Annotated in this window: 41 protein-coding genes; 18 read left to right on the top strand and 23 right to left on the bottom strand. The window is 52.4% G+C overall.

The window, feature by feature from the left end:
• Positions 1–181: 181 nt before the first annotated feature.
• Positions 182–244 (top strand): membrane protein YoeI, encoded by a 63-nt coding sequence (gene yoeI / locus AM410_RS15450; protein WP_099458931.1) that lies wholly within the window; start codon positions 182–184, stop codon positions 242–244.
• Positions 234–1,592, top strand: coding sequence for a putrescine/proton symporter PlaP (plaP, locus tag AM410_RS15455; protein ID WP_014170786.1), 1,359 nt, complete (start codon positions 234–236; stop codon positions 1,590–1,592). Before yoeI ends, plaP begins: the two co-directional genes overlap by 11 nt.
• Positions 1,593–1,652: 60 nt before the next feature.
• Here plaP and sbcB read toward each other — a convergent pair whose 3' ends face one another.
• On the bottom strand, positions 1,653–3,077 hold the full coding sequence (gene sbcB, locus AM410_RS15460; protein WP_108648025.1) for an exodeoxyribonuclease I: 1,425 nt from the start codon (positions 3,075–3,077) through the stop codon (positions 1,653–1,655).
• Positions 3,078–3,258: 181 nt separating this feature from the next.
• Here sbcB and AM410_RS15465 point away from each other — a divergent pair, with 181 nt between their 5' ends.
• Positions 3,259–4,437, top strand: a complete 1,179-nt coding sequence (locus AM410_RS15465; RefSeq protein ID WP_108648027.1) for a tyrosine-type recombinase/integrase — start codon at positions 3,259–3,261, stop codon at positions 4,435–4,437.
• Here AM410_RS15465 and AM410_RS15470 read toward each other — a convergent pair.
• The 22 genes from AM410_RS15470 to AM410_RS15570 all read right to left on the bottom strand — a co-directional run bounded on the left by AM410_RS15470 (position 4,418) and on the right by AM410_RS15570 (position 13,691).
• Entirely contained in the window at positions 4,418–4,609 is a 192-nt protein-coding gene (locus AM410_RS15470) for a helix-turn-helix transcriptional regulator (RefSeq protein ID WP_028018495.1), read from the bottom strand. The two genes, AM410_RS15465 and AM410_RS15470, sit on opposite strands and share 20 nt — an antisense overlap.
• 10 nt (positions 4,610–4,619) lie before the next feature.
• Positions 4,620–4,820: a hypothetical protein gene (locus tag AM410_RS15475; protein ID WP_108648028.1), complete on the bottom strand. Its 201-nt coding sequence runs from the start codon at positions 4,818–4,820 to the stop codon at positions 4,620–4,622.
• Between the two features lie 191 nt (positions 4,821–5,011).
• On the bottom strand, positions 5,012–5,242 hold the full coding sequence (locus AM410_RS15480) for a hypothetical protein (RefSeq protein WP_108648030.1): 231 nt from the start codon (positions 5,240–5,242) through the stop codon (positions 5,012–5,014).
• Positions 5,243–5,250: 8 nt separating this feature from the next.
• Positions 5,251–5,490, bottom strand: coding sequence for a DUF4222 domain-containing protein (locus AM410_RS15485; protein WP_108648031.1), 240 nt, complete (start codon positions 5,488–5,490; stop codon positions 5,251–5,253).
• On the bottom strand, positions 5,453–6,040 hold the full coding sequence (locus AM410_RS15490; protein WP_236900067.1) for a hypothetical protein: 588 nt from the start codon (positions 6,038–6,040) through the stop codon (positions 5,453–5,455). Before AM410_RS15490 ends, AM410_RS15485 begins: the two co-directional genes overlap by 38 nt.
• Entirely contained in the window at positions 6,037–6,255 is a 219-nt protein-coding gene (locus AM410_RS15495) for a TraR/DksA family transcriptional regulator (protein ID WP_108648033.1), read from the bottom strand. Before AM410_RS15495 ends, AM410_RS15490 begins: the two co-directional genes overlap by 4 nt.
• Positions 6,256–6,346: 91 nt before the next feature.
• Positions 6,347–6,577: a hypothetical protein gene (locus AM410_RS15500; protein ID WP_108648035.1), complete on the bottom strand. Its 231-nt coding sequence runs from the start codon at positions 6,575–6,577 to the stop codon at positions 6,347–6,349.
• Entirely contained in the window at positions 6,574–6,765 is a 192-nt protein-coding gene (locus AM410_RS15505) for a DUF1382 family protein (RefSeq protein ID WP_108648037.1), read from the bottom strand. The genes AM410_RS15500 and AM410_RS15505 overlap by 4 nt, the downstream gene beginning before the upstream one ends.
• Positions 6,762–7,469 (bottom strand): hypothetical protein, encoded by a 708-nt coding sequence (locus tag AM410_RS15510; protein WP_108648038.1) that lies wholly within the window; start codon positions 7,467–7,469, stop codon positions 6,762–6,764. Before AM410_RS15510 ends, AM410_RS15505 begins: the two co-directional genes overlap by 4 nt.
• Complete coding sequence (locus AM410_RS15515) at positions 7,466–7,684, bottom strand: hypothetical protein (protein ID WP_108648040.1); 219 nt, start codon at positions 7,682–7,684, stop codon at positions 7,466–7,468. Before AM410_RS15515 ends, AM410_RS15510 begins: the two co-directional genes overlap by 4 nt.
• Positions 7,681–8,811, bottom strand: a complete 1,131-nt coding sequence (locus tag AM410_RS15520) for a DNA-methyltransferase (protein ID WP_108648042.1) — start codon at positions 8,809–8,811, stop codon at positions 7,681–7,683. Before AM410_RS15520 ends, AM410_RS15515 begins: the two co-directional genes overlap by 4 nt.
• Positions 8,808–8,960, bottom strand: coding sequence for a DUF1317 family protein (locus AM410_RS15525; protein ID WP_108648043.1), 153 nt, complete (start codon positions 8,958–8,960; stop codon positions 8,808–8,810). Before AM410_RS15525 ends, AM410_RS15520 begins: the two co-directional genes overlap by 4 nt.
• The gene (locus AM410_RS15530; RefSeq protein ID WP_108648045.1) at positions 8,957–9,385 is read right to left on the bottom strand and encodes a regulator; all 429 of its coding nucleotides are present in this window, start codon (positions 9,383–9,385) and stop codon (positions 8,957–8,959) included. Before AM410_RS15530 ends, AM410_RS15525 begins: the two co-directional genes overlap by 4 nt.
• Positions 9,382–10,062, bottom strand: a complete 681-nt coding sequence (locus tag AM410_RS15535) for a lambda exonuclease family protein (RefSeq protein WP_108648047.1) — start codon at positions 10,060–10,062, stop codon at positions 9,382–9,384. Before AM410_RS15535 ends, AM410_RS15530 begins: the two co-directional genes overlap by 4 nt.
• Positions 10,059–10,904 carry a phage recombination protein Bet gene (bet, locus tag AM410_RS15540; RefSeq protein ID WP_108648048.1) on the bottom strand — a complete coding sequence of 282 codons (846 nt, stop codon included), beginning with the start codon at positions 10,902–10,904 and terminating at the stop codon, positions 10,059–10,061. The genes AM410_RS15535 and bet overlap by 4 nt, the downstream gene beginning before the upstream one ends.
• Positions 10,905–10,922: 18 nt before the next feature.
• A complete protein-coding gene (gamL, locus tag AM410_RS15545; protein WP_108648050.1) occupies positions 10,923–11,207 on the bottom strand; it encodes a host nuclease inhibitor GamL in 285 nt (94 codons plus the stop codon).
• A gap of 73 nt (positions 11,208–11,280) precedes the next feature.
• Positions 11,281–11,421, bottom strand: a complete 141-nt coding sequence (gene kil, locus AM410_RS15550) for a host cell division inhibitory peptide Kil (protein WP_023327239.1) — start codon at positions 11,419–11,421, stop codon at positions 11,281–11,283.
• Positions 11,418–11,582, bottom strand: a complete 165-nt coding sequence (locus tag AM410_RS23980; protein WP_181012745.1) for a hypothetical protein — start codon at positions 11,580–11,582, stop codon at positions 11,418–11,420. Before AM410_RS23980 ends, kil begins: the two co-directional genes overlap by 4 nt.
• Positions 11,579–11,824, bottom strand: a complete 246-nt coding sequence (locus tag AM410_RS15555; RefSeq protein WP_236900068.1) for a hypothetical protein — start codon at positions 11,822–11,824, stop codon at positions 11,579–11,581. Before AM410_RS15555 ends, AM410_RS23980 begins: the two co-directional genes overlap by 4 nt.
• A 168-nt stretch (positions 11,825–11,992) precedes the next feature.
• Positions 11,993–12,187, bottom strand: a complete 195-nt coding sequence (locus tag AM410_RS15560) for a hypothetical protein (protein WP_108648052.1) — start codon at positions 12,185–12,187, stop codon at positions 11,993–11,995.
• 487 nt (positions 12,188–12,674) lie between these two features.
• Complete coding sequence (locus AM410_RS15565) at positions 12,675–13,028, bottom strand: hypothetical protein (protein ID WP_108648053.1); 354 nt, start codon at positions 13,026–13,028, stop codon at positions 12,675–12,677.
• Between the two features lie 24 nt (positions 13,029–13,052).
• Positions 13,053–13,691 carry a LexA family protein gene (locus tag AM410_RS15570; RefSeq protein ID WP_108648598.1) on the bottom strand — a complete coding sequence of 213 codons (639 nt, stop codon included), beginning with the start codon at positions 13,689–13,691 and terminating at the stop codon, positions 13,053–13,055.
• A 104-nt stretch (positions 13,692–13,795) separates the two neighbouring features.
• Between AM410_RS15570 and AM410_RS15575 the strand changes: the two genes are divergently transcribed.
• From AM410_RS15575 to AM410_RS15645, 15 genes are all read left to right on the top strand, one after another.
• Positions 13,796–14,023 (top strand): helix-turn-helix domain-containing protein, encoded by a 228-nt coding sequence (locus tag AM410_RS15575; RefSeq protein WP_108648055.1) that lies wholly within the window; start codon positions 13,796–13,798, stop codon positions 14,021–14,023.
• 17 nt (positions 14,024–14,040) lie between these two features.
• A complete protein-coding gene (locus AM410_RS15580) occupies positions 14,041–14,586 on the top strand; it encodes a toxin YdaT family protein (protein ID WP_108648057.1) in 546 nt (181 codons plus the stop codon).
• A gap of 12 nt (positions 14,587–14,598) precedes the next feature.
• Positions 14,599–14,856: a hypothetical protein gene (locus AM410_RS15585; RefSeq protein WP_108648058.1), complete on the top strand. Its 258-nt coding sequence runs from the start codon at positions 14,599–14,601 to the stop codon at positions 14,854–14,856.
• Between the two features lie 75 nt (positions 14,857–14,931).
• Complete coding sequence (locus AM410_RS15590) at positions 14,932–15,126, top strand: ClpX C4-type zinc finger protein (RefSeq protein ID WP_108648060.1); 195 nt, start codon at positions 14,932–14,934, stop codon at positions 15,124–15,126.
• Entirely contained in the window at positions 15,110–15,964 is an 855-nt protein-coding gene (locus AM410_RS15595; RefSeq protein WP_108648062.1) for a replication protein, read from the top strand. Before AM410_RS15590 ends, AM410_RS15595 begins: the two co-directional genes overlap by 17 nt.
• Positions 15,949–16,821: an ATP-binding protein gene (locus AM410_RS15600; protein WP_108648064.1), complete on the top strand. Its 873-nt coding sequence runs from the start codon at positions 15,949–15,951 to the stop codon at positions 16,819–16,821. The genes AM410_RS15595 and AM410_RS15600 overlap by 16 nt, the downstream gene beginning before the upstream one ends.
• Entirely contained in the window at positions 16,818–17,396 is a 579-nt protein-coding gene (locus tag AM410_RS15605; RefSeq protein WP_236900070.1) for an ArsR family transcriptional regulator, read from the top strand. Before AM410_RS15600 ends, AM410_RS15605 begins: the two co-directional genes overlap by 4 nt.
• Positions 17,393–17,689, top strand: a complete 297-nt coding sequence (locus AM410_RS15610) for a DUF4406 domain-containing protein (protein WP_108648065.1) — start codon at positions 17,393–17,395, stop codon at positions 17,687–17,689. Before AM410_RS15605 ends, AM410_RS15610 begins: the two co-directional genes overlap by 4 nt.
• Positions 17,686–18,087, top strand: coding sequence for a hypothetical protein (locus AM410_RS23985; RefSeq protein WP_181012746.1), 402 nt, complete (start codon positions 17,686–17,688; stop codon positions 18,085–18,087). Before AM410_RS15610 ends, AM410_RS23985 begins: the two co-directional genes overlap by 4 nt.
• Positions 18,084–18,320 carry a hypothetical protein gene (locus tag AM410_RS15620; protein ID WP_108648067.1) on the top strand — a complete coding sequence of 79 codons (237 nt, stop codon included), beginning with the start codon at positions 18,084–18,086 and terminating at the stop codon, positions 18,318–18,320. The genes AM410_RS23985 and AM410_RS15620 overlap by 4 nt, the downstream gene beginning before the upstream one ends.
• A complete protein-coding gene (locus AM410_RS15625; RefSeq protein ID WP_108648068.1) occupies positions 18,317–18,760 on the top strand; it encodes a hypothetical protein in 444 nt (147 codons plus the stop codon). The genes AM410_RS15620 and AM410_RS15625 overlap by 4 nt, the downstream gene beginning before the upstream one ends.
• A gap of 2 nt (positions 18,761–18,762) precedes the next feature.
• A complete protein-coding gene (locus tag AM410_RS15630) occupies positions 18,763–19,044 on the top strand; it encodes a hypothetical protein (RefSeq protein ID WP_058672867.1) in 282 nt (93 codons plus the stop codon).
• 3 nt (positions 19,045–19,047) lie between these two features.
• Complete coding sequence (locus AM410_RS15635; RefSeq protein ID WP_108648070.1) at positions 19,048–19,464, top strand: hypothetical protein; 417 nt, start codon at positions 19,048–19,050, stop codon at positions 19,462–19,464.
• On the top strand, positions 19,457–19,870 hold the full coding sequence (locus tag AM410_RS15640; RefSeq protein WP_236900071.1) for a DUF551 domain-containing protein: 414 nt from the start codon (positions 19,457–19,459) through the stop codon (positions 19,868–19,870). Before AM410_RS15635 ends, AM410_RS15640 begins: the two co-directional genes overlap by 8 nt.
• A gap of 113 nt (positions 19,871–19,983) precedes the next feature.
• Positions 19,984–20,265 carry a hypothetical protein gene (locus AM410_RS15645; RefSeq protein WP_108648601.1) on the top strand — a complete coding sequence of 94 codons (282 nt, stop codon included), beginning with the start codon at positions 19,984–19,986 and terminating at the stop codon, positions 20,263–20,265.
• The last annotated feature ends 29 nt before the right edge of the window (positions 20,266–20,294 follow it).

Consider the following 20,294-nt stretch of genomic DNA (forward strand, 5'->3'; position numbering starts at 1 on the left):
CTTTTGTATCCGATGTGGGGCAAAATGCGCCGCTGCAACCAAATGAATAATCGACGATATAAAAGGCGTCGGTTATTTTTTTTTGCACGTATGAAACGAAACTAAAAACCAAGAGGCCGGGCTTCGTACCGGATAGATATTTACTAAAATCCGACAGTTGTTGTCGCTGAGGAATACAGAAATGGGGCAATTTTTCGCTTACGTGGCGGTTATCACCGTAAAGGAGAATAACTATGTCGCATAACGCAACTCCAAACACCTCTCGCGTGGAATTACGTAAAACCCTTACGTTAGTTCCGGTTGTTATGATGGGCCTTGCCTATATGCAGCCAATGACGCTGTTCGATACATTCGGTATCGTATCAGGCCTCACAGACGGTCATGTGCCGACGGCTTACGCCTTCGCACTGATTGCGATCCTCTTTACCGCGCTGAGCTACGGTAAACTGGTCCGTCGCTATCCGTCTGCCGGTTCCGCCTACACCTATGCCCAGAAATCCATCAGCCCGACCGTTGGCTTTATGGTGGGCTGGTCTTCGCTGCTCGACTATCTGTTCGCGCCGATGATCAACATTCTGCTGGCTAAAATTTATTTTGAAGCACTGGTGCCGTCGATCCCTTCGTGGATGTTCGTCGTGGCGCTGGTGGCCTTTATGACGGCGTTTAACCTGCGCAGCATCAAGTCCGTTGCGAACTTTAACTCCGTTATTGTTGTGCTTCAGGTCATCCTGATTGCCGTGATTCTGGGCATGGTTATCTTTGGTGTCTTCCACGGTGAAGGTGCAGGTACCCTGGCGAGCAGCAAGCCGTTTTGGTCTGGTGATGCGCATGTGATCCCGATGATTACCGGGGCAACCATTCTGTGCTTCTCCTTTACCGGTTTTGACGGCATCAGCAACCTGTCTGAAGAGACCAAGGACGCAGAGCGTGTTATCCCGCGTGCTATCTTCCTGACGGCGCTGATTGGTGGTCTGATCTTTATCTTTGCGACCTACTTCCTGCAGCTGTACTTCCCGGATATCTCTCGCTTTAAGGATCCGGATGCCTCTCAGCCAGAAATTATGCTCTACGTGGCGGGTAAAGCGTTCCAGGTTGGCGCGTTGATCTTCTCCACCATCACGGTACTGGCATCCGGCATGGCCGCGCACGCAGGCGTTGCACGTCTGATGTACGTAATGGGTCGTGACGGCGTATTCCCGAAAAGCTTCTTCGGCTACGTTCACCCAACCTGGCGTACGCCGGCGATGAACATCATCCTGGTCGGCGCTATTGCTCTGCTGGCGATTAACTTTGACCTGGTGATGGCAACTGCGCTGATTAACTTCGGTGCGCTGGTGGCGTTCACCTTTGTTAACCTGTCGGTTATTTCTCAGTTCTGGATCCGTGAAAAGCGTAATAAAACGCTGAAAGATCACTTCCAGTATCTGTTCCTGCCGATGTGTGGTGCGCTGACCGTGGGTGCGCTGTGGGTTAACCTGGAAGAGAGTTCCATGGTGCTTGGCCTGATTTGGGCGGGTATCGGCCTGGTTTACCTGGCGTGCGTCACGAAGAGCTTCCGTAACCCGGTTCCTCAGTACGAAGACGTTGCGTAAGAGTTAAGTAAAAAAAAACCGGAGACCATCGCCTCCGGTTTTTTTTTCGCCCAAAATCTGTCAGACGATCTCCTGCGCATACTGATACAGCGCTTTTAACAGCGCCTGCTTTTCAGCATTTCCTTCATACTGGCTATACAGCATCTCCAGCTCCTGCGCGTAGCTCTGCAGAAATTCTGGTGTAAACACATGACGACGATGCTGAAGCCAGCGCGCCTGTTCGGTTTCATCCAGCGTGCCAGGATAGTTGCGCGCGCGGTAATTAAACATCAGTTTTTCGATACGTGCGTCCGCGAAGGTAATATCCAGTGCGGGTAAGTTACGCGGTTCGGTTTGCAGAACAATATTCATTGCCGCACGGTCTGCGTCGCTGAAAAATCCGTTGTACAGCTGCGCATCGACGTTGTCTGACGGAACAAAGGGTTCGGCTTCGGCAAAGATCGCCACCACTTTCTCACGTACCTGCGGGTTTTCACGCAGCACCTTGAGGTTATCCAGGCAACGCTGACGGTTAATCCCCAGCCTGTCTGCATCCTCCGCGCGCAGAGTATTGGCCTGGGCCAGGACCGGACATTTATTGATATGGACCAGTTTGACCGGCACCGCGGGCAGATCGCCGAGTTCATCTTTTGGGGTGTAGAGCCGTTCGCGCAGCGTATCGCTGTCGAGATCGAGCAGCGGTGTAATATCACCGGCTAAATCCACCATAATCACGGCATTACGGTTATCCGGATGCCAGGCCAGCGGTGCGACCCAACTGGTATTGCCGCGCCAGGCGCCAAACATACCGGAGATATGTACCAGCGGTTTCATCTGCGGCACATCAATCAGTGTGGTGAGTTTCTGCTTGCTGCGGTGGCTCAGCAGATAGTCAAACAGCCGCGGCTGAGCGGTTTTCACCAGCTTTGCCATAGCAATGGTGGCGTAGACATCGGCCATCGCATCGTGGGCATTGCTGTGCTCAATACCGTTTGCGCGCGTCAGGTGTTCCAGTCTGAAGCTCGGCAGCCCTTCATCATTCTCAGGCCAGTTGATGCCTTCCGGGCGCAGCGCATAGCAGGCACGCATAATGTCGAGCAAATCCCAGCGCGAGTTGCGGTTCTGCCAGCTCCAGGCATAAGGATCGTAGAAGTTGCGGTAGAAGATATTGCGCGTCACTTCGTCATCGAAACGGATGTTGTTGTAACCGACCACGCAGGTATTCGGGACGGTGAAGAGGTCGTGAATGCGCCGGGCGAATGCGGCCTCGTTCACGCCTTTGTCCCGGGCTTCCTGTGGGGTGATCCCGGTGACCATTACCGCGCCGGGCTGGGGCAGGTAGTCATCGGCCGGCTTACAGTAAAAGACCTCAGGCTCGCCAATGATGTTGAATTCGTCGTCGGTACGGATGGCCGCAAACTGTGCCGGTCTATCCAGCGCCGGGTGGGTGCCAAAGGTTTCGTAGTCGTGGAATAGGAAGGTAGGTTGTTTATCTGTGTCTGCCATTGTTTAAGATTGTCCACAATAGTTAATTAACTGCCTGTTATCACTCGAAAAACAACCCTTTTCTCACCTGAGTTTGTCCACGAACGTTAAATATAGTTGTTTACTGTGTCTTGATGTCCATGTGATATTGCGTACCAGAAGTGTACCAAACCACTATTTCTGAGCGTACCAAATATTATTTATGGCTATCAGCGACACAAAACTGCGTACCATTCATGGTAAACCATATTCGGGTCCACAAGAAGTGGCTGATGCTGATGGCCTCAGCGTGCGCATTTCTCCAAAGGGGGTCATCCAGTTCCAGTACCGGTATCGCTGGCATGGTAAACCTCATCGTCTCGGCATTGGCCGCTACCCTTCGGTGTCGTTAAAGGATGCCAGGCAGATCACATCTGATTTACGAAACCTTTATTTCTCCGGCACAGATCCGCGCTCCTACTTTGAGGAGAAGACGCAGAACTCCCTGACGGTCGCCCAATGCCTCGACTACTGGTTCGACAATTACGTCTCTACGACACTCAGAGAAAAGACCCAGGCACTATACCGATCAACGGTTATGAAGCGGATGCATGACGCGTTCCCTAATAGACCGGCATCCTCCATCACAGTTAAGCAGTGGGTGGACCTCCTCACAGAAGAGGAAAGGGACAACCCGAGACGTGCACGCCAAGTGCTCAGCCAGCTAAGATCTGCGATAAGCTGGTGCATGCGGCGTCAGGTGATAGATAGCTGCGCAATTATGAGCATCCAGCCAAGAGATTTCGGCTCCAGGGCTGCTGTGGGCGACCGAGTTCTGTCATATAACGAGCTGGCTCAGATTTGGATGGCTATTGAAAGAAGCCGGGCGTCTACCTCAAATAAGCTTCTTCACCAGATGCTAATGCTGTGGGGGGCAAGGCTATCTGAGCTTCGACTGGCCACCAAAGCCGAGTTTGATCTGCATGATATGGTCTGGACCGTGCCGAAAGAGCACAGCAAAATGGGCAACGTTATCCGGCGTCCCATCTTCGAACAGATTCAGCCTTTCCTTGAAAAGGCCATGACAACTTACAATGATGTACTTTTCCCCGGGGAGGACATAAACGAACCGATCAGCATCGCTGCCGCCAACCGATTCGTAAATCGAATAAGGGGAGGGATGGACCTTGGCTACTGGCGAACCCACGACTTCAGGAGGACGCTGGTAACAAGGCTGTCAGAGATGGATGTCGAGCCTCATGTTACTGAGAGGATGCTCGGGCATGAACTTGGCGGGGTAATGGCTGTGTACAACAAACATGACTGGATAGAGGCTCAGCGCAAAGCGTATGAGCTTCACGCTGATAAGCTTTTCTGGCACATCAGGAACATTTCTGGTTAACGCCGCCATTGAGGATCCAGCCATCAACAGCTTCCCGCAGGTACGCTTTCGGGTGGGTCCTGACTGGCTTGGGAAAACCGTGCCGGTTGGTGTAGTTCCAGATGGTCTGGCGTGATGAAACCCCAAGCTTGTTCATCACTTCTTTTTCGGGAATCAGGCTGGTATCGGTCATTGTGATCTCCTTACGCCATTTCTTTATAAAGGCGTGGCCCATCGATTGTGGCCGCGCGTAATTCTTTTTCCAGATGCACTGAATAATCTCTGTCGTCCCACCGCACCCAGTAATGGGGATGGTCGCCGTCAGGATCCTGCAGGCTATCCACCACGCCATGAATGCCGCCGGTCTTCTTCTGGACTAATGCGCCCACATTAAAAGCAGCCATTGCACACCTTCCGGTTCGTGAAGAAATGAGATGAGAGCGCCCAGCGCCATAAGTGCGGCGATGAGCCAGGTCATGGGATTTGATTGCATGGTTAACTCCCAAAAAGAAGCCCGGCGCGGGGCCGGGCAAAAGGGATAACGGAGCAGTGCTTTCGCACCCAATAGCCAGCTCATAACTGGCTATAAGTTGCGTCAGTCGTCTTCATCTTCGTCCCAGTCCTCGTCGTAATATGGCGAGGCGAGAAGGGGGTTAGTTGCTGAGAGAATCTCTCCGGCGGCACCCTGGCGCTGAAGCCGACGAAGCGCTTCGTATAGCTCGAAAGCCTCGGTTCGCTCGTCACCAATGTCGAGGGCACACGCTACTTTGTGCGCCTCGGTGACAAGGGTAGATAGCTGCGTTCGTATGTCCTGAATGGTCTTCATTGATGTCCTCATGCCGCGCGCTGGGCACGCAGTGATTTAATGTGCTCGCTCGTCTCCAATTCGGCGCGTATCTGCGCCGCCTCACGGTGATCGAGGTGCTCAAAGTCATTGTTGAATCGTTCGATTGAAGCGGTGTTGATCCGACCCTGTCGCCAGTAGCGGACTATCTGTGAAGTGCAACTGTGGATGATGACGGGCCAGCCGTGCTGGTCAGCGTAAATCTGACCCCGTTGAATTAGCTGGAACATTAGGAACCACCTTAAATTCGATTACCCAGACCCAGGGGTTGGCCTGCCAGTTTTCTTCGCCGTAGATGGACTTCCACAGTTCTTCCCACACCTGAAAGCCATAAGTAGCAGGGCGGAAGTCGTAAAGACCACAGCCGATTTCCTTACAGATATCCCCAAGGGTAATGGCCTGCAATCGCTCAACTCGCACACCGGTAATTTCCAGCATTAGGCGACTGGCCCAGCGCGGCATGTGAATTGATGGACGCCATCTTCCTTCTTCCGGCCAATCTCCAGGTGGCGTAGCTCGGTAAGCCATATCGTGGCTATCCTGGTCGATGTTGTAGCGTGCCCAAGTCTCCCGCACCCAGATACGATCGCCTGGTTTACCGTGTGGGCTGCTTCTGTAATTTCCCGCCGATAACTCACCAGCCAATTCATTGCCAGATAATTCGCACATTGCATCTCTATCAATGTGTGGGACCTTCACTGGCCGCCGCGTCTGCGTCTTGCCGCCGTCGAGAATGGCGCGCACCATCTCGCCGTTAAAAATCATTCCGCGCTCTTTCACTGGATCCCCCTCTGCTTATTCCTCAATTCGATAACGCCCTGGCACTCAGCGCATGTCTGGCAGCCGGGAACGGCAGCGCGTCGAGGCGCCGGTATGTCTTCCCCGCACTCTGCGCAATGCTCAGCTGATACTGCATTGCGGTTGAGCCGGTGAGCGGAAAGGGCAGCGTTACGCTGAAGCTCTTCAATCTCTGCTGCGGTATCGATGATGTCCATGGTCAATGCTCCCGGAACTGTCGGTTAATTCGGTTGAATGTGAACGCCAGCAATAAAAAAGGCCGCGATAGCGACCTTGTGAATTGTTTCTTCATGGCTGTATCCATCCTTTACCTTTGACGTGCTGGATGACGCCAAGCTTCCTGAGCGACTGGAGCCGGCGGTCAAGAATGCGGAAGACGTCCATCGGGTGCTTTCCTTCTGCTTCAGCAATGACGAGGCACTCCTGTCTGACGGAAGGGCTAAATAGTTCAGAAAATGAGGTTGGCCGAGCGCCGATTGCGCTTAACACCTCGCTATCCAGTTTCGCGTATTTGGTCATGCTGTACCGCCTTCATTCTTTTCGGCTTCGACCGCCATCTGCTCAAGCCGTCGCGATAAATCGGCGGCCAGCGTCTGGAATTCTTCCTCGGTCGCCACCGGGATCGGCACAAAGCGAATCCCGATGTGCGCCAGGTGGTTGGCGATTTCGAGGCTTTTCCTCAAATCAACGGGTGCGGCTCTGTTCATGCTGGTAACCCTTTCACTGCGAGGAAGGTAGCCATCGACTTATCGACCATCTTCGTGTTGTGGTATTTGGAGATCGCCCAAGTGATGGCAAAAAGGATCCAGCGGAAGTGGCTGGTGTAGGTTTTGAACGTCAACCCATCGCAGACATCCCACGCACTCCACCTTTCTGGCCAGTCAGCGTTATAAACTGCCTGGTATGCTTCCCAATCATTGCTAAACCCACCGCGGCATAATTCACGGACTACCTCACGGACCTTGGCTTTATCACTGTCTGGAGTATCGTCTTCATCATCCCAGTCTTCGTCTTCCTGCTGGTCTTCTGGAGCATCTTCCAGATATTCGCTCATTGATTCCTTCAGGCTCCGGCAAAAAGCATCATGATCGTACTCTTTCGCCAATAGCTCACAGGCTGAATAGCCAGCGCCAGCCTCCAGCTTTTCGGACCAGTAACCGGTGTTAATACCGTCTTGCCATGGACCGAAAAAGTCGAACATGTCCGCGATACGGGAGAATGTCCAGGTTCCCATGTCGCCGGTGACAGTGAGATATCCCGGCCAGGTAATAATGTCGAAGTAATAACAGGACGTGCCGGGCTGCTTCATGCGCAGGTGGCGGTAGAGACCTTCATCACGGATTATTTCAAGTCGGTGAAAGGCGGTATCAAGCAGAAATCGGGTTGATGTTTCGAATTGTCGGCGAATCATTGTTCGGCTCCAAACCGCCCGTTAAGGCGGCCAGTTTTGACGACGAACTCCAGGAGGCTAACTCCCAGAGCTTCAATTTTCTTGTGATGCTTGTTGATGATGGGAGGCACCGTTTCGTTCCAGTTAGGCTTTGGCTTCTTGCGCATGGCCTGCTGAATTTCCTCGGTGTAGCGGCGGCAGGCGGCGCGGATGGCGTTTTCATTTGCTGGTGTCATGCGGCCTCCGTCGTCTTTTTGAAGGAGTGAGCAATTCGAGCAGATGCAATGGTTACGTAATCCGGGTTCAGGTCGATGCCGATGAAGTTGAAACCTTCCTCTATAGCTGCCCGGCCTGTGCTCCCGCTTCCCATCCACGGATCAATCACGGTACCGCCAGGTGGGGTAATCAGCCTGCAGAGATAGCTCATCAGGGCGATCGGCTTAACGGTGGGGTGATTGTTCTTCGCGCCACTGGTACGCCCGGCACCGGCGCGCGGGTCGTTAATGCCGACGCTTCCTTCTTTTCGGCCGCCGGTCATGTCGCTGGCTGATGTCGCTATAAATCTCTCGAGGCCTTCATCGCGCTCTTTCGGCTTGACCTTGGCGCAGTAGAAGAAGCGGGCGGCGCTCTTGCTGCTATCGATACGTGGAATTGATTCGTGCCGCCGGTCCATTTGCCCGTAGCAATTCGCCGCTCCCATTTTCGAGCTGGGCTCATTTCCGGTAAGCGCTCCTTGCTGGCCTTTCGCATCCGGAAACGCTGACACTACAGCATCGCTTCCATCGTGAATTATGTTTGCCGGCCAGCGACCCTCTGGTGCCTGCTCGTAATCGGCAACAGGTTCAGTACCATCACGCTGGTGGGAAAGCAGACCGCCAGCACCGCCATTTAGCGCCTCGTCGGTAGGGATGCGGCATGCATTGATATTGATTGCCCCGGTACCGTGCTCAGCCATGTTCGCTGACACCGTTTTTTTGAATGGCTTGCGAGCCATGACGATCGGTTCGTGCGCAGGCTTCAGAGCCGTTCCCCAGCCATCAAAATCACCATCTAGGTTATGCGACTTGGGGAAGCCGCTGCCGTAAATCCAGAGAATTTGGTCGCGGATTTCGAAACCGGCATCCTCTGCATTAACCACAAGGCGGTGGTAGGTGCGTGATCCGCCAAACGCCAGCAAGTGTCCGCCTGGCTTAAGGACGCGCAGGCATTCCTGCCACTGCTCAACGGTGGGGACGTCGTAATCCCACTTATGATTCATGAAGCTCAGACCATACGGAGGATCCGTCACGATGGCGTCAACTGAGTTATCCGGCAGCGTTTTCAGAACGTCCTCGCAGCGCCCGACGTGGAGTTGATAGGTCATGCTGCCTCCTGCCTTTCCCGATATTTCTCAGCGAGCCGCTGCGCCTTTAATGGATTGCTGACCACTTCACCCCATGGCATTAGCCAGCCGTTACCAATGAAGGGAAGGCACAGTGTGCCTACCCTGATGTCGTCGTGAGCGTGAGTCATAGGATGGACTCCATTTCGTCGATGTAGAGGCCCTGAGCAATGAGGCGGCGACGGCGGGCGGCACGTTCAATGCACTCCTGCCGTCTACCTTCCTGCGATTGCTCTATGGCGCGCCGGGTGAATAGTCGTGATTTACCCTGGGGCGTTACGACCTTTGGCTTCGTGACCAGGTCGAATGTCCGGTCGCAGATGCCGTCCTCGTTGAGCCATTTCTCCGACTCAACTATCTGCGCTATCTGTCCGGAACCGCGGGTGATGCCGTTGGCTACCCGGTTAAACTCGATGAGCGTGACGCCGAACTTCTCGGCGATTTCGCTGCCGGTTACCGGGCGGCCGCGCGCCTGAATCATCCAGATAACGCGTTCACGGAGGCCGGAGAATTGCCCTGTACGCCCGGGCCGGCGGTAGAAGGGTGTGCGTTTCATTTCCACTGTTCCCCAAACGTAAAGCCGATCTCAGCCAGCGCTTCGTCCATCTTCTCGATGAACTCCGGCACCATTTCGTTGAAGTCGGACATGTACTGTGGATCCCGCTCAACGACGACATGATGAATGCCTTCGCGTTTCATGCGCGGGTCGTAATTGGCAAAGAACCAGGCCTCTTTTCCGGTCACCCACATGCTGTACTGCACCTGGGCCATGTACGCAGACTTGATGGCTTCGAAACCGCCAAGGCGGAATTTCATGAAGTCTCGGGAGGTGAACGGACATTTCAATTCGAGGCCGGAATCGTTACTGCAAAGGCCGTCAGGGGAGCACGCAGTGCGCATGCTCTCGTCACGGAACAAGATCGGTGACTCCGTGACTTTGACGTCAGTGGTGAACTCGAAGAGGGTACGAGCATCTTCCTCGTACTGCTTGCCCCAGGCCAACGCTTTGGCGTTCACCTCTGGCGCTACGCCGGTGCACACCTCGGCGAGCAAAGTGTGGAAGTAGGACATTTTCATGTCTGTCCACTTCTTCCCCGATCTTGGCTTGGATATGACGTTGTGCACTTCAGAGGCGGTAATGACGCCGAGGCGCAGCCTGTGCCACGCCTCATCGCCCTGTTGGATAGTGGTTACGTCAATTCCGGTGCGGGACAGGATAATTTCGGGTGTCATGCTGCCGCCTTAGCCCTTTTCTGAAGGAAGCCAAACCCTTTCAGCGCCTCTTCTTCAGTGAGTTCTGACGCCTCAAGGATTTGCCGCTTGAAGATGTCGCTGCAAAGAGGAAGAAAGTCTTGCTCCATGTCCTTACCAAGCTCTTTCAAAAGATTGGTAATGGACTGGATGGTTTCATCGCTTGCGGCTGGTGGAAGCGCTTCTGTAGTGCTGCGAGGCGTGATGTCACGGATATCAACGTCCAGTGATTTGCCTTCCATTTCTTCGGCTGTTGGCTGCTGTCCAATCTCAGGCCATGCCTTACGCAACGCCTGGGCTTCTGCGCATTTCGCAAGCTGGCCGTATGGGCGCTTTTTCCACATTGCATTCGGCGCAGTGGTGTCGCGGCCGCCGGTTGCGTAGTTTTCAATCCAGTATTCTTTTGCACTAAACTCGACGATCTCGCCGCTGGGCATGCGCTTGTAGACGGTGTATTTGCACCACTGAGGAAAGGTCACCTCGACACCAGAAAGCGTCTGCGTCGTGTCAGGACCGAACTCTGGTTCGCGGGCCCCGGCATAATCTCCGGAGCGGTCCGCCTGAATGCGGTAAAGGCCGATACCCGGCATGACCACGTCGCGCCATTCGCTTTTACCTGTTCTCGAGTCTTTGACGCTCATCGGCACGAGGTGAACGGGCTTCAGTAACGGATCAAGTTGACGGGCGCGGCAATAATCAAGCGCCATCATTACCGATTCGTCTTTGGCGCCAGGATAGATGCTGTTCTTCAGAGCACTCCAGGTAGCGACGTCGATGCCTTTTTCCTGCAGCGCGCTCGCTGTGATTGTTAATTCGTTTGCCATCGTTAATCCCCTCAAAAATTAAAACGGGCAGCCGGTACGGTGTTCCCAGTCGTGTTCCGCCTGGGCGTAAGCAACTGCCGAAATGAAATCGTTGTAGGCCTCACCAGCTTTATCGCTGCGAAGTCCGGAGTAAGGTGTGTTGTGAATCGGGACCGAGAAGTGGAAGAGGCCGGACGGTTCTTTGGGCATCATGTCGATGATTTGCTGCGCCCGGTCGCCGATCCACTTCTCTTTCTCGTCGGTGAGCTGCTGTTCATCCCAACGCCGATCTTCGATGCGGTCGTAAGTGAGGTATGCGTTCATGGCTGAACTCCTGAAATTTGGATGTGCAGATCCCGCCCGCGTAATGCCAGGCCGATCGGTTGAATAGGGGGGATTAGGCTGTTTTTCTATGCCACGGATAACCGATGGCAACCTTCATTTCGTCGTAGGCTGCCATCCACATGGCGCCATCACCAATAAACAGGGCAATAGCGGCTTTACTCTGAGCGGCGCGCAGCAGGTGATGATTGATCATGCCTTCACCTCAACCTGTTTCAGGAGGCCAGCGATATGCATCTGCCAGCGGTTCAGCGTGACCTGCTCGCGCGGATTGGTGACGGACGTTAACCGCCACTCGTTATTGTTCAGGGCGCAGCGCTTTACGGAGTACTGCTTGCCGTTGTGGGTGACTGTCATGATACCTCCCGGGCGCGGAGCATTGCGTCGGCAATGTAATACGCATCTTCGGCTAATTCTTTGTATTGTGGTGATTCCGGGCCGCCACCAAACGAATGCCCGTCCCATCTGCGCACAATGGCTGCCATAGCCTTAGCCGCGAAGTAGTCGCGTAGCGTCATTCCCTGATTGCAATCCTTCCAGGCTGTGGCATCTGTAGCTTCCATAGGGAAGGCGAAGCCACCGTCATTTTTCTTACCCATAAATCCTCTTGGCCTTATCGCGGCGAACGGAACGGTTAATACAAGACCTCTGCGCAAGCGCACATTCAAACAATTTTGGCGGTGGATGGCCGCCGGTTGTCATAACTAACCGCACTCATCGAGAACGGTGAGGTATGAAAAAAGCCGCTTGTTAGGCGGCTTATCTACTCACAGATTTTCGTCGTAAAACTTTTTGATGTGCTCTGCGAACAAGGCTTCATCAAATGAACCAGCGTCTATATCACCATCCTCAAGCCATACACCGCCTTCGCCGAACTGACTGATTGTGATATTGCCAATAGTCACGCTGTTTGCCTCACCGTTGTCGGTTGATGGATTACATTTTGTTTTGCCAAACTTCATTGTCTTACCCTCTGTCGTTACCCGCTGATGCGGGAGAAATGCTCTAATTCAGCCCAGCCCACTCAGCTTCGAATGGACTGGAATAAATCTGTTTGCGCTTCGCACTTCTCATCCCATCCGTTTTTCCCGTTCCCACGCCTTTATCGCTCTCGCGAGGGGGTAGCCTCACACCGACCGGATCGCGCCCGGTGCTACGCCGAATTTGTACGTTGGGGTCTAAACAGGATTACTGAGTGCTGTTCCGACTTTGCATGTTGTTAAAAAGCAGGCGACTTGCTGTCCGCCGCTGGCTAACTTCGCTCAGCTGTCGATGTTTCGTTTCGATGGATTGATAATCACAGAATGTGTTTATGCAGTCAACACGAATTGTGATTATAAATGAACACATATCGTGTTGTTGTTGAATTTTATAGAAATTTATTTTTTCGGCGGGCATAAAAAAAGCCCACCTAAGTGGGCTTCAATCATGATGATGGTTCTGGAGGGGTTACTTGTATGTAGTTGTACCTGGATTTGTATACGCGTGATTAACAACAACGCCATCGCGGATCAATACTTCAAGAACCTTTTTCGTAACATCGACATTTGGCTTAGTGGAGAACATTCTTACGGCTGCATTAGAAGTTACGTATTCGTAGACCCACTTAACTTCATTGTCGCTAACGATCTCCTTTTTCACTGGTTCACCCATCAGGCGGAGAAGGTCAGCTTCTGTAGTCTGCTTACTAACGATTTGCGAAATCTTAGTTTCATCAAAGTCTTTTCCAGCATGGGCTGTGCTCTTCATAACACATCCAGATAACAGCGCTGAAACTACCAAAGCCAAAATTATTTTTTTCATTCCTGGTTCCGTCCTAATTGGTCTTCAAAGCTTCATCATAGTTTGAATGGCAACACCAATAATTCTGCAGTTACCATTCACTGGGATCAGGGGATACTGCGGATTGAGGCCTTTGAGGTATCTATTACCACCGTCGATAACCAACTTTTTGAATGTCGCCTCATTAGCGTCGGTAAGTTTAGCTATTACCAGGCTTCCGTTTACTGGTTCTTTCCCGGTATCGACAAGAACCATCATGCCTTCAGGGATGCTTAGTCCAACGGGTGATGTCATTGAGTCTCCCTGAACACGTAACCAGAAAGCCGTCCCCTCAATATGAGCATCAGATTCATACCATTCCTCTATGTCTTTCAGAGTATATGGCTCATTAGCCTCACACCACGCCCCTGCGCTTACCCAGCTAATCAAAGGATACTTTGCTCCTGGTTTGTAATGGCCAACAAAGTCATCACCAAATAATAGCTCAGGGGCGGAGATACCCAAAGCCTTGGCAATAACCTCTGCATCATCAACGCTCACACTACGTGTGCCAGCCTCATAGTTTCCTATGCGTGATTGCGAAGCCCACCCACAAAGATCAGCTAAAGCCCTCTGAGATAGGCCTTTTGACTCACGGATGCGCTTAATTCTGCTGGCTATAGATTCATTTTTTTTCATACGCATATTTTTATCACGTAGCGTGTTGGAATGCATTTCACGATTTGTGTTGATTATTAATCACGAATTGTGTTTAATGATGCTGAGTGACCATTATTGAAAGGATCAGCATGAACAATATCGCCAACGAACGTAAGAAGCTTGGCATCACTCAATCAGAGTTAGCGGGCTCATGCGGCTGGAACCAGTCCCGCCTTGCTAACTATGAAGCTGGCATACGAGCACCAGACCTGGAGTCGTGCCGCCGCCTGGTTGAGGCGATGAACAAGCTAGGGAGCAACACATCTCTTGATGCCTTGTTCCCCCCAAAAGCAATGCCGCCTGACCGGCGGCCCTAATCACGAAAGGGAAAGCAATGCATTCACTTGCGTATCAACAAGGTAACAAATTTTCGCCAACGGCGATGATTTACCAGAATCGCCGGGAACCTGATTCCACGGCGTTAAACATCGATGGGATCCGCGCAGCTGTTCGCGCCTGGGCAGCTGATTGCCACAGCCGTGAATTTGTCGCTGCGCTGATTGTTGAAGAGTGGCGGGCAACCGGCGGCAACGGTCTGGATATCCCGACTGACTCGCATCGCCAGATGCAGAAAGTGTTTCGCTGGATCGATGGTGACACCGAGTACGCCGCCAATAACATTCGACAGCTGGCTCCGGCAATCCTGGCCGTGTTGCCGTTGGAGTACCGCAACCGCCTGGCACCACAAAACGACACGATGTCGCTGCTCGCCTCTGCGATGAAAGAGTGTGCTGAAGCTAAACAGGCCGTGCTGCTGGACGCTCCAGAGCATCAGAAGCTGAAAGAGGTAAGCGAGGGTATAGCGTCGCTGTTCCGCCTGATGCCGGAGCAGGTAGGACCGCTAATGACGATGGTCACGTCGATGCTCGGCGTCATGTAACCGGAGAACACCATGAACCACATCGAATTTATCGAGAAGCATGTACGCGATGAACTGATTAAACAGGGATTCACCGTAGCGGTGGCTCAAGGGGGGGCATTTCAGGCCGTCGATATGTACAAGCGTATGTCACAAGCCAGTCGTAAGGGGAGGATTTTCGATGACGTGTTACGACACGCAAAACTCTGGGCGGAGAAGCAGCAGATTCCGTCAGACAAGTTCGAAAAGAAGCGCGTTAAGCGTGTGCAGCAGCAGCCAGGTCTGCTCTGAAAAGGCGAAAGCCGCGCTGTTGGTAGCAGCAACGGCTTTCAAGACACTGTGTTACGCCAAGTAACGGGAGTAAGTATGCCAGCAATAAACGAAAAGGCAAATCAGCACGCAACTCATAAAAGCTCTTTCTGCGACAGAAGCAATATTGATAGCGACGTGAAAACCATGGTTGCCGGTCCAGGCGTTGCTATCTGCGATAACTGCATTCTGCTTTGTGTCGAAATTATCCTCAAGAAAGGCGGGGAGGCTGCTGATGAACTTAGCAATTAACAATATCTCACCAATCAGGCCTGATTTGCAGGTCGTGGAGCCGCGCGTGGCAGATCTTGATGATGGCTATACGCGTATTGCCAATGAACTTCTGGAGGCTGTCATGCTGGCAGGATTGTCTCAGCATCAGCTGCTGGTCTTCATGGCTGTAATGCGTAAAACATACGGTTTCAACAAAAAAGCTGACTGGGTTAGTAACGATCAGTTATCTGCCCTTACCGGCATTCTTCCGCACAAATGCTCTGCTGCTAAAAGCTCGTTAGTGAAGCGTGGAGTATTTACCCAAATCGGGCGTTCTGTCGGCATTAACAAAACGGTTAGTGAATGGGTGAAATTACCCAAAACCGGTAATGAAAATAAACGTTACCTGAAAGAGGTAAATTTACCTGAATCAGGTAAGGAATGTTTACCAGAATCAGGTAACGACACTTACCCAAATAAGGTAAACACAAAAGACAAACATACAAAAGACAATAAAGACAATATTAATAAACCCCCTAAATCCCCCAAGCCGGCTTCGTTCGATCCGGCTTGTGTTGAGCTTCCTGAGTGGCTGTCGGTTTCAGTCTGGAAGTCATGGGTCGATTATCGTCGTGACCTGAAGAAACCGATCAAGTCTCAGCAGACGGTAACTCAGGCCATCAACCTGCTCGAACGTTGCAAGTGCAGCGGATATCAGCCTGAAGAAATCATCAACCAGAGCATCGCAAACGGCTGGCAGGGCTTATTTGAGCCGAAGGGTTCTAAACAGCCTTCGCGCACTCCGTCTCGCGTATCTGAGAACTTTGCTGGCAAAGACTACGGCCATACAGAAATACCTGCATGGGCGAGGGACTGATCATGACGCTGGATGAAAAAATCAATCAACTTGAGAAACGCATTACTGAGCTGAGCAAGCCGCCAGTTCAGCATGAAGATATCGAGCTAACTATCAGCACCGAGAACTGCGAAACGCATGGCCCCTTTGAATGCAGGACAAGGCATTTTTTAAACTCTGTCGTGAAGATTCCCCCACGCCCAAGCTCCTGCCCTGAATGCCTAAAAGAGGAGCTAGGCCGCTTGCAGGCGGAAAGAATTAGCATCAACGAAGCAGCCCGCAAAAGAAACATCGAGCGCCTCATGGATGGTCTGAGCATCCCGGCCAGGTTCGAATCCTGTTCTCTCGAGAATTATGAGCCGGTGAACGAAGAGGCGAAACGCGCACTAAAGGTCTGCCAGGCATACGCCAACCGCTGGCCTGAACGTTTGCAGAAGGGTGGCGGACTGGTGATGTGTGGCAAGCCAGGAACCGGTAAGAACCACCTCGCGTTGGCTATCGCCCGGCATGCGATCACCGAGCACCAAAGCTCAGCTGTGTTCACCACCGCGCTGAAAATTGCCCGTGAGTACAAGTCGACATGGTCGAAGGGGTCAAGCCGTACTGAGGATGAGGTGATCCGTTACTTCACAAAGCCTGACCTGCTGATTATCGACGAGGTTGGTGTGCAGTTCGGAAGCGACGCCGAGAAGCTGATCATGTTCGAAATCATCAACACCCGTTATGAGCGGATGAAGCCAACCATCCTGATCAGCAACCAGACCAGGGAAGAGCTGGCTGCGTTCATCGGCGAGCGCGTTCTTGACCGCATGAGCGACGGCGGCGGGTGCACTCTGTCATTCACATGGGATTCATACCGCTCTAAGGGGGCAGCATGATGGACAGCTTAAAACAACGCATCGTTGATTACGTGGAGGCCAACCAGCCTGTTAAGCGCGCTGACCTCATTGAGGTGATTGGCATCAGTGGCAAAGGCCTTGATCGGGAAATATCTGCACTGCGCGGACTGGGTCTTATTTTCAGCATGGCTGGCTTCGGCTACTTCACCAGTGAGGCGAAGTATCAGGAGTGGCGTAAAGGCGAGGGTGCTCATCATCTGAAGAACCGGGCGATGAAAGGCGCATTCAGCAGTGCAAAAGCGAGAAGAGTAAGCGATAGCAGCTACCCGGCGCGGATCGTTGCCGTACTGAGCGATGGCAGCAAGCTGGGTGCTACACAAATCGCAGATGCCATGGGAGCCACTTACCGGAGCATATCCAGCGTTATATCGGTGATGGTCAACACAGGTGAACTGAAGTTTGAAGGTCCGAAAGGTCACCGTGTTTATTCGCTGTCGCAGGCAAAAAAGAAATCAGGCCGCCGTGCTGAGTCGGTGAACTTGATCTGCCAGGAGTGCCGGAACAGTCCGGCGATGAAGCGGGTATTGATGGTTTGGGGGAGGGCAGGAGTATGAAAATTTATATCGCAGGACCAATGACGGGTTACGAAAACTTTAACCGCCCGATGTTTAACGCAGTCGCTCAACAGATGTTATCGGGTGGTCATGTTGCACTAAATCCGGCCGCTCTTCCTGATGGATTATCTCAACGTGAATACATGGACATCTGCCTGGTAATGCTGCGCTGCGCTGACGCAATTCACATGCTGCACGGATGGAAAGAGTCTGAAGGTGCTGTCGCTGAACATGCCATGGCTAAAAAGCTCGGGATTAAAATTTCTTATCAATTTGAAGGTGCATCCGCATGAAACCAACATACGAACAGCTCGAGCAGCGCCTCATAGAGTCAGAGCGCTACGGCCGCCAGACTGATATCACAATCGATAATCTGGAGATGAAGCTGGCTCAGATTGCTGCGGAGAATGCGGGGCTAAAGGAAAGTCGTCAGCGTCTGGCTGAATTCATTCACGAAGAACTGGACGCAGACTATCCGCTGAATATGGATATCGAAACCCCAGCCACAGACGCCTTCCTGGCTGAAGTGCGGGCCAGTGCTATCGATAACCTGTTAAGTATCAAGACTAAGCAGTTGGCAGATATGCATCCCGATACTCATGCGTTCGGCGCTAACGCCATGTCTATTCGTAGCCAGATTAACGAACTACAGGTGTTCGCCGCCCAGCTTCGCAAAGGAGTGCAGTCATGAGCATTCGATCTAAGCATGGTTTCGGTCCATCAACTGTAGAAGTTGAATGGCTTGATAAGTGCCCAAGCTGCCAGCATCAAAAGGCGCGAGTCACCGGGTGGTCAGTGACGCCTGAAGCGTTATGGGCTGGCGATGAGGTTGTGTGCGCAAAATGCGGACATAAGGGAGAAATTGACGCTGACGGTGACAACGCATGGGTCGAGTGGGATGAAGTCAAGGATGCCGGCCAATGAGCAACATCGACAAACGCGCATTACGTGAAGAGTTATCGAACCCTGCGATCGGTAGCAATGCCCACCTGCGAAAGTTAGCGCTGGCGCTGCTGGACGAACTGGAAGCCAAAGACAAGCGGATTGCTGAGATAAAGGTGACCGCGTTCAATCCCGCGCTTCTGGATGTGATATCCGAGCGCCAGCGGCAGCGGGCTATTGAGGGTTGGACGTCTGAGCATGATGACAAGTACGAGCATGGCGAATTAGCAGATGCAGCAGGTTGCTACGCGCTGTCATCTGAATTGTTCGAATGCGTCGGGGAGCCGCCGCGCCAATGGCCGTGGTCTGATGAGTGGTGGAAGCCAACTAACCGCCGTCGTGACCTTGTGAAAGCTGGCGCTCTAATCCTAGCCGAAATTGAGCGCTTAGACCGAACCGCCGCAGCCGGTAAAGGAGAGTGAGTATGGCTAAATTTACAGAAGTACATGACCTGTTAACTGCTTATCAAAAACAAGCTCGTAAGATACCAGCTAAGGGTGTTTATGCATCCAAGCAGCGGCAAAAAGAAGTGCAAGCGGCGCACACGAGAAAAGTAATGCGTCAGCGTAAACGCTCTGTTGGTAAGTCTAATAAATTGGGATTTCGTCGCCGGGCAGAAACAACGGCGGCGCTGATTTGCGAAATGAATTTTTGGGCTCTGGTGTGTCGTTCAAACCGTAAAAATGCCGCCAAAGTAGAGGGCTAACCTATGAGCACTACCCTAAAAGAATGGCTACTGAAGACCATCGCGGAGCTTGAAGAAGAGCGCGATGCGACGCCAGGCGCAGTAAACGAAGACGCGGCTATGGCGTTGGCAGCGATGAAGTTGGCGCTGGCATCGCTCGAAGCGGAGCCGGTGGCGTGGCGATCGCTTTATTACGAAAATCACGGACTTCTGACAGGCTCAAAAAATGTCCTGGCATCCTGGCAAAAGCAAGGCTGGGAATGTGAGCCGCTTTACACCGCCCCGACAACGCCGGTATCTGTGCCTGATGAGCGGGCAGCATTCAATGCCTGGAACAACGATACAGATTGCCCTCTTGCTGGCCGCGATGCGAAAACGGCTGCCTGGCTGGCATGGAGTCGCCGCGCCGCCATGCTCAACCAGGAGAAAAGCAATGGATAATCGTTACGAAATAGCAGAGCAGAACGGCATGAGCCGAGAGTTTGCTGACTGGTTCTTTGATAACAAAAAGGCTGGCTGTGGAAACGTCTGGTTTATGATGATGGCGGCAATGTGGGAAGGGTGGCAAGGACGCGCCGCCATGCTTCAGGGTGCCGAAAACGCCGAGTCGCCCAGCAGCAATTATCCGGTGATTCCGGACGGTTGGGTGGCTTGCAGTGAGCGGATGCCTGAAGAAGGTGATGACATGATTGTGTTCACAGATGAAATTGTTATGTCAGGGGTTTCATACTCCAAAAAGAAAGGTTTCTATCTTCAGGCTCTCGAATATGACGATGACGAACCTGTCGACAACGTAACCCACTGGATGCCACTGCCAGCAGCGCCTCAGCAGGGGAAGTCACTGTAGAGTATTAGTTCAGTAATATGCTGATATATATACATTTTTTACATTATCAGTACTTTGGTTATTCTTTTTTTGGTGGTACATTCATAGCTCGGAACAAACCAAATGGGGGCGTTATGAGTGTTGATGATTTGGCTATGGAGAAAGAAAACTGGGCAATAATGGTGCTGGTCAAACGTGGGGCGTTAACACCATGTCCTCATCATGAGGGTGTTTACGTTGACGAGGGTATTGAAGAACCTGAAATCTATAAATATGCGATGGGAGCATTTAACAAAAGCAACGGTGAATCACCATTCGAAACCGCCAGGGAAATGACAGATTCCGTTCAAATTGCATATGAAGAGCATGGCGGGAATGATCGTTGTCCGCTCTGTTTTAAGCACATAGACGACTAACAAGCCGGCCTCTTCGGAGGCCTTTTTCT

The organism is Enterobacter cloacae complex sp. FDA-CDC-AR_0164, from assembly GCF_003071645.1.
GTDB classification, from domain to species: Bacteria; Pseudomonadota; Gammaproteobacteria; order Enterobacterales; family Enterobacteriaceae; genus Enterobacter; species Enterobacter ludwigii.

Bases quoted from the DNA above. Each gene is read 5' to 3' on its own strand.
- AM410_RS15530 (WP_108648045.1), bottom strand. From the start codon at position 9,385: ATGAAACGCACACCCTTCTACCGCCGGCCCGGGCGTACAGGGCAATTC.
- AM410_RS15585 (WP_108648058.1), top strand. From the start codon at position 14,599: ATGAACCACATCGAATTTATCGAGAAGCATGTACGCGATGAACTGATT.
- AM410_RS15475 (WP_108648028.1), bottom strand. From the start codon at position 4,820: ATGGCTGCTTTTAATGTGGGCGCATTAGTCCAGAAGAAGACCGGCGGC.
- plaP (WP_014170786.1), top strand. From the start codon at position 234: ATGTCGCATAACGCAACTCCAAACACCTCTCGCGTGGAATTACGTAAA.
- AM410_RS15520 (WP_108648042.1), bottom strand. From the start codon at position 8,811: ATGACCTATCAACTCCACGTCGGGCGCTGCGAGGACGTTCTGAAAACG.
- AM410_RS15485 (WP_108648031.1), bottom strand. From the start codon at position 5,490: ATGTTCCAGCTAATTCAACGGGGTCAGATTTACGCTGACCAGCACGGC.
- AM410_RS15570 (WP_108648598.1), bottom strand. From the start codon at position 13,691: ATGCGTATGAAAAAAAATGAATCTATAGCCAGCAGAATTAAGCGCATC.
- kil (WP_023327239.1), bottom strand. From the start codon at position 11,421: ATGATCAATCATCACCTGCTGCGCGCCGCTCAGAGTAAAGCCGCTATT.
- AM410_RS23980 (WP_181012745.1), bottom strand. From the start codon at position 11,582: ATGACAGTCACCCACAACGGCAAGCAGTACTCCGTAAAGCGCTGCGCC.
- AM410_RS15640 (WP_236900071.1), top strand. From the start codon at position 19,457: ATGGATAATCGTTACGAAATAGCAGAGCAGAACGGCATGAGCCGAGAG.
- AM410_RS15495 (WP_108648033.1), bottom strand. From the start codon at position 6,255: ATGGACATCATCGATACCGCAGCAGAGATTGAAGAGCTTCAGCGTAAC.
- AM410_RS15470 (WP_028018495.1), bottom strand. From the start codon at position 4,609: ATGACCGATACCAGCCTGATTCCCGAAAAAGAAGTGATGAACAAGCTT.
- AM410_RS15600 (WP_108648064.1), top strand. From the start codon at position 15,949: ATGGGCGAGGGACTGATCATGACGCTGGATGAAAAAATCAATCAACTT.
- AM410_RS15465 (WP_108648027.1), top strand. From the start codon at position 3,259: ATGGCTATCAGCGACACAAAACTGCGTACCATTCATGGTAAACCATAT.
- AM410_RS15580 (WP_108648057.1), top strand. From the start codon at position 14,041: ATGCATTCACTTGCGTATCAACAAGGTAACAAATTTTCGCCAACGGCG.
- AM410_RS15625 (WP_108648068.1), top strand. From the start codon at position 18,317: ATGAGCAACATCGACAAACGCGCATTACGTGAAGAGTTATCGAACCCT.
- AM410_RS15635 (WP_108648070.1), top strand. From the start codon at position 19,048: ATGAGCACTACCCTAAAAGAATGGCTACTGAAGACCATCGCGGAGCTT.
- AM410_RS15605 (WP_236900070.1), top strand. From the start codon at position 16,818: ATGATGGACAGCTTAAAACAACGCATCGTTGATTACGTGGAGGCCAAC.
- AM410_RS23985 (WP_181012746.1), top strand. From the start codon at position 17,686: ATGAAACCAACATACGAACAGCTCGAGCAGCGCCTCATAGAGTCAGAG.
- AM410_RS15535 (WP_108648047.1), bottom strand. From the start codon at position 10,062: ATGACACCCGAAATTATCCTGTCCCGCACCGGAATTGACGTAACCACT.
- AM410_RS15505 (WP_108648037.1), bottom strand. From the start codon at position 6,765: ATGAACAGAGCCGCACCCGTTGATTTGAGGAAAAGCCTCGAAATCGCC.
- AM410_RS15560 (WP_108648052.1), bottom strand. From the start codon at position 12,187: ATGAAGTTTGGCAAAACAAAATGTAATCCATCAACCGACAACGGTGAG.
- AM410_RS15515 (WP_108648040.1), bottom strand. From the start codon at position 7,684: ATGACACCAGCAAATGAAAACGCCATCCGCGCCGCCTGCCGCCGCTAC.
- sbcB (WP_108648025.1), bottom strand. From the start codon at position 3,077: ATGGCAGACACAGATAAACAACCTACCTTCCTATTCCACGACTACGAA.
- AM410_RS15620 (WP_108648067.1), top strand. From the start codon at position 18,084: ATGAGCATTCGATCTAAGCATGGTTTCGGTCCATCAACTGTAGAAGTT.
- AM410_RS15590 (WP_108648060.1), top strand. From the start codon at position 14,932: ATGCCAGCAATAAACGAAAAGGCAAATCAGCACGCAACTCATAAAAGC.
- AM410_RS15525 (WP_108648043.1), bottom strand. From the start codon at position 8,960: ATGACTCACGCTCACGACGACATCAGGGTAGGCACACTGTGCCTTCCC.
- AM410_RS15555 (WP_236900068.1), bottom strand. From the start codon at position 11,824: ATGGGTAAGAAAAATGACGGTGGCTTCGCCTTCCCTATGGAAGCTACA.
- AM410_RS15610 (WP_108648065.1), top strand. From the start codon at position 17,393: ATGAAAATTTATATCGCAGGACCAATGACGGGTTACGAAAACTTTAAC.
- AM410_RS15500 (WP_108648035.1), bottom strand. From the start codon at position 6,577: ATGACCAAATACGCGAAACTGGATAGCGAGGTGTTAAGCGCAATCGGC.
- AM410_RS15645 (WP_108648601.1), top strand. From the start codon at position 19,984: ATGAGTGTTGATGATTTGGCTATGGAGAAAGAAAACTGGGCAATAATG.
- AM410_RS15565 (WP_108648053.1), bottom strand. From the start codon at position 13,028: ATGAAAAAAATAATTTTGGCTTTGGTAGTTTCAGCGCTGTTATCTGGA.
- AM410_RS15510 (WP_108648038.1), bottom strand. From the start codon at position 7,469: ATGATTCGCCGACAATTCGAAACATCAACCCGATTTCTGCTTGATACC.
- gamL (WP_108648050.1), bottom strand. From the start codon at position 11,207: ATGAACGCATACCTCACTTACGACCGCATCGAAGATCGGCGTTGGGAT.
- bet (WP_108648048.1), bottom strand. From the start codon at position 10,904: ATGGCAAACGAATTAACAATCACAGCGAGCGCGCTGCAGGAAAAAGGC.
- AM410_RS15480 (WP_108648030.1), bottom strand. From the start codon at position 5,242: ATGAAGACCATTCAGGACATACGAACGCAGCTATCTACCCTTGTCACC.
- AM410_RS15630 (WP_058672867.1), top strand. From the start codon at position 18,763: ATGGCTAAATTTACAGAAGTACATGACCTGTTAACTGCTTATCAAAAA.
- AM410_RS15595 (WP_108648062.1), top strand. From the start codon at position 15,110: ATGAACTTAGCAATTAACAATATCTCACCAATCAGGCCTGATTTGCAG.
- AM410_RS15575 (WP_108648055.1), top strand. From the start codon at position 13,796: ATGAACAATATCGCCAACGAACGTAAGAAGCTTGGCATCACTCAATCA.